The organism is Rhodococcus sp. NPDC127527 (genome assembly GCF_042672245.1).
GTDB lineage: Bacteria > Actinomycetota > Actinomycetes > Mycobacteriales > Mycobacteriaceae > Rhodococcus_G.
Window position 1 is genome coordinate 133,782 of record NZ_JBHXVP010000014.1, and the last position, 3,157, is coordinate 136,938.

At 69.2% G+C, this 3,157-nt stretch carries 5 protein-coding genes; 3 read left to right on the forward strand and 2 right to left on the reverse strand.

Annotated features, from left to right (window positions below):
- Nucleotides 1–90: 90 nt before the first annotated feature.
- On the reverse strand, nucleotides 91–657 hold the full coding sequence (locus ACFVH2_RS21255; protein ID WP_378428708.1) for an alpha/beta hydrolase: 567 nt from the start codon (nucleotides 655–657) through the stop codon (nucleotides 91–93).
- A gap of 137 nt (nucleotides 658–794) precedes the next feature.
- Between ACFVH2_RS21255 and ACFVH2_RS21260 the strand changes: the two genes are divergently transcribed.
- The 3 genes from ACFVH2_RS21260 to ACFVH2_RS21270 are packed head-to-tail and all read left to right on the forward strand — an operon-like array spanning nucleotide 795 to nucleotide 2,826.
- The gene (locus ACFVH2_RS21260) at nucleotides 795–1,157 is read left to right on the forward strand and encodes a GntR family transcriptional regulator (protein ID WP_378428706.1); all 363 of its coding nucleotides are present in this window, start codon (nucleotides 795–797) and stop codon (nucleotides 1,155–1,157) included.
- Nucleotides 1,154–2,089 carry an ABC transporter ATP-binding protein gene (locus tag ACFVH2_RS21265; RefSeq protein WP_378428704.1) on the forward strand — a complete coding sequence of 312 codons (936 nt, stop codon included), beginning with the start codon at nucleotides 1,154–1,156 and terminating at the stop codon, nucleotides 2,087–2,089. The genes ACFVH2_RS21260 and ACFVH2_RS21265 overlap by 4 nt, the downstream gene beginning before the upstream one ends.
- Nucleotides 2,086–2,826: an ABC transporter permease gene (locus ACFVH2_RS21270; RefSeq protein ID WP_378428702.1), complete on the forward strand. Its 741-nt coding sequence runs from the start codon at nucleotides 2,086–2,088 to the stop codon at nucleotides 2,824–2,826. Before ACFVH2_RS21265 ends, ACFVH2_RS21270 begins: the two co-directional genes overlap by 4 nt.
- 22 nt (nucleotides 2,827–2,848) lie before the next feature.
- On the opposite strand, the gene ACFVH2_RS21275 is transcribed toward ACFVH2_RS21270, so the two are convergent.
- Nucleotides 2,849–3,157, reverse strand: a 309-nt coding sequence (locus tag ACFVH2_RS21275; protein WP_378475723.1) for a hypothetical protein, incomplete at its 5' end; no start/stop codon positions are given.

The window sequence follows — 3,157 nt, forward strand, 5'->3', positions numbered from 1 at the left end:
CCCGGCTGTGTGGGGTGTTGGGGGGCTGGGGTGTTGGTGTTGTTTTACGTCCCCCCACCCCCCCCCCCCCCCACCACTGCGCGAAGCGCATCACCAGCTGCTGGTGCGCAGCACGATCTCCGTTGCCATCTCGGCGGACGCGGCCTCGGGTATCGAGTCGACCCCGTCGAGCTGGACGACCCGGTAGTCGGAGTAGACGCGGCGACCGCTGTTGTCGGCGAACGGACGGGCCAGCGAGCTGCCGATCAGCAGCGTCGTCGGCATCTCGATCGCGGGGCAGTCGGCCTGCCGGACGAGGCCGTCGAGGTCGGCGACCGCGGGGTGCGGGCAGTCCGCGACCACCAGGCTGGCGAACCGGCCGAACGTGCGGGCGGCCAGCAGCCAGGCCAGGGCCGCACCCTCTCGGTTGCCCGCCAGGTTCACCCACGGCAGCTTCAGCGCGTCGAGCAGCGCCACCGTCGACGTCTCGTCGAGCCCGTCGATCGACTCCGGTACGACCGTGCGCAGGTCGGAGTTGTGCAGCCGCTCGCAGACCGCGTCGAAGATCGATCCGTTCTCCCCCGCACCGGGCAGCAACAGCACGGTGTGCTTGCTCTCAGGTCCGTCGATGCGCACGGTGACGGTGGCGTCCCCTGCGGCCACTTCCCTCGATTCCATGGCTTCGGACGGTACACGGCTGCAGGCCTCGAGCGGTCGGCTCGGCCGAACGGCAACGGGTTGCCGGGCCGCCACCTAGGCCCTATGGTTCATTACATGAGTAATGAACCAGTGAGCCTTCACGGGCGGTCACGGCCGTGATCGACGACGGCAGGCCGCTGTTCCAACAGATCGCCGAGCAGATCGAGAGCTCGATCGTCGACGGCACCCTGCCTGAGGACGGCCAGGTGCCCTCGACCAACGAACTGGCGGCCTTTCACCGGATCAATCCGGCGACCGCGGCCAAGGGGCTGAACCAGCTGGTTGCCGACGGGATCCTCTACAAGAAACGAGGAATCGGAATGTTCGTCACCGTCGGGGCGCGCGACGCGCTCCGGTTCCGGCGCCGAGAGTCGTTCGCGCGCCAGTACATCGAGCCACTCGTCGCGGAAGCCGCACGCCTCGGGATTTCCCGCGACGAACTCGCGTCCATGCTCGACCACACGGAGGTGGCACGATGACCCGGAGCCTGACCACGGCCGAGCCCACCGACGCGCGCACCGTCGGACCGGGCGCCGTCGCATCGATGCGCGGGGTGAGCAGGACCTACGCCGACGTCGAGGCGCTCGCGGACGTCTCCTTCGACCTCCGGCGCAACACCATCTACGGCCTGCTCGGACGCAACGGTGCGGGCAAGACGACCATCATGCAGATCCTGACCGGGCAGGACCTGCACACGAGTGGCGAGGTCTCGGTGTTCGGCGCGACCCCGTTCGAGAACTCGGACGTGCTGGCCAACGTGTGCTTCGTCAAGGAGAGCCAGACCTATCCCGACGATCTGCGGGTCAGGCACGTGCTCGCCGCCGCCGGCCACCTGCTGCCGAACTGGGACCGCGAGTTCGCCGGGACCCTGCTCGACGACTTCCAACTGCCCTCGTGCCGCAAGGTCAAGAAGCTATCGCGCGGCATGCGCTCGGCCATGGGGGTGATCATCGGACTCGCCTCGCGGGCACCGCTGACGCTCTTCGACGAACCGTATCTGGGCCTCGATGCCGTTGCCCGCCAACTGTTCTACGACAGGCTGCTCGCCGACTACGCCGAACATCCACGAACGGTGGTGCTGTCCACCCACCTGATCGACGAGGTGGCGAACCTGCTCGAGCACGTGCTCGTCGTCGACCGCGGACGGATCGTCCTCGACGAGGACGCCGACACCTTGCGCACGCACGCCGTGGTGGCGTCCGGTCCCGTCGACGCCGTCGAGGCCTTCGCCGCGTCCGGCACGGTGCTGCACCGTGAATCGCTCGGCGCGCTCGCCCGCACCACCGTGCGGACTTCGGTCGGTGCCGCCGAGCGGGACCGGCTGCGCGAGGCCGGCGTCGAGACCGAGCCGGCCTCGCTGCAGGAACTCGTCATCCGGACCACCACCCAGCGCAAGGAGACCACCGCATGACCGCCACCGTGACGCCGGCGCCCGCGCTCCCGAAGGCGCCGACCCGGTCCAGGATCGGATCCGTCCTGCGCCTGCACACTGTCGCGTGGCCGCTGCTCATCGCCTGGCCCGTCGGCATCCTGCTGACGTCGTTCCTGATCAGCTTCACCATCTACGCGATCGTGGGGAACGAGCAGGACGAAGGGTTCACCGGCAGCATGTTCGCCGTCTACGGCTTCGTGGTCGCGTTCTACCTCCAGTCGATGACCCAGACGTTCCCCTTCGCGCTCGGACTGAGTGTCACCCGGCGCGAGTTCTTCGCCGCCACCGCGGTGATGGCGCTGGCCCAGTCGGCGGTGTTCGCGATCGTCCTCCACCTGCTGTCCCTCGTGGAGGCCGCCACCGACGGCTGGGGTGTGCACATGCGCATGTTCGGCCTCGCGCGCTACCTCACCGACAGCGGAGCACTGCAACTGCTCATCCTGTTCGCGACCCTGCTGTCGACCAGTGCGCTCGCGATCCTGGTGGGCGCGATCTACCAGCGCTGGCGAGCCACCGGGCTGCTCGCCGCCTTCACCGGAACCGTGGGCCTGCTCGGACTGTCCGGGATCGTGATCACCTGGGCTCGGTGGTGGCCGGCGATCGGCTCGTGGTTCACCGACGTCGCCCGCGTGGTTCCGACGGCGGTTTTGCCGCTCGCCGCGGCGATCGGGTGCCTTGCCCTCGCGTGGGAGACACTGCGCCGCGCCACCGCGTAGCCGGGCGATCGAAGCCCGCCCGCTACCACTGCCGCCCTTGGTCCCAGCTGTGGTTGTTCCGGGCGAGCAGCTCACCGACGCTGATCGGCGACGCACCCTCCGGGGACCTGTTCCGTCGCGAGCGCGATTCGGTCCGGACCGGGCTTGCCGGCGCACCCGCTCGCCGGAACGGCTCGGTCATCGGTTCGCCGGCGTGAAACTGCGGCGTCCTGGCGAGATCGGGGACATCGGTCGGGATGCGTTCGTCGTCGAGGATCGGTTCGCCGAGGCCGAGGCGTTCCTGGATGCGTTTCATCCAGGCCGGGGCCCACCAGCAGTCGTCGCCGAGCAG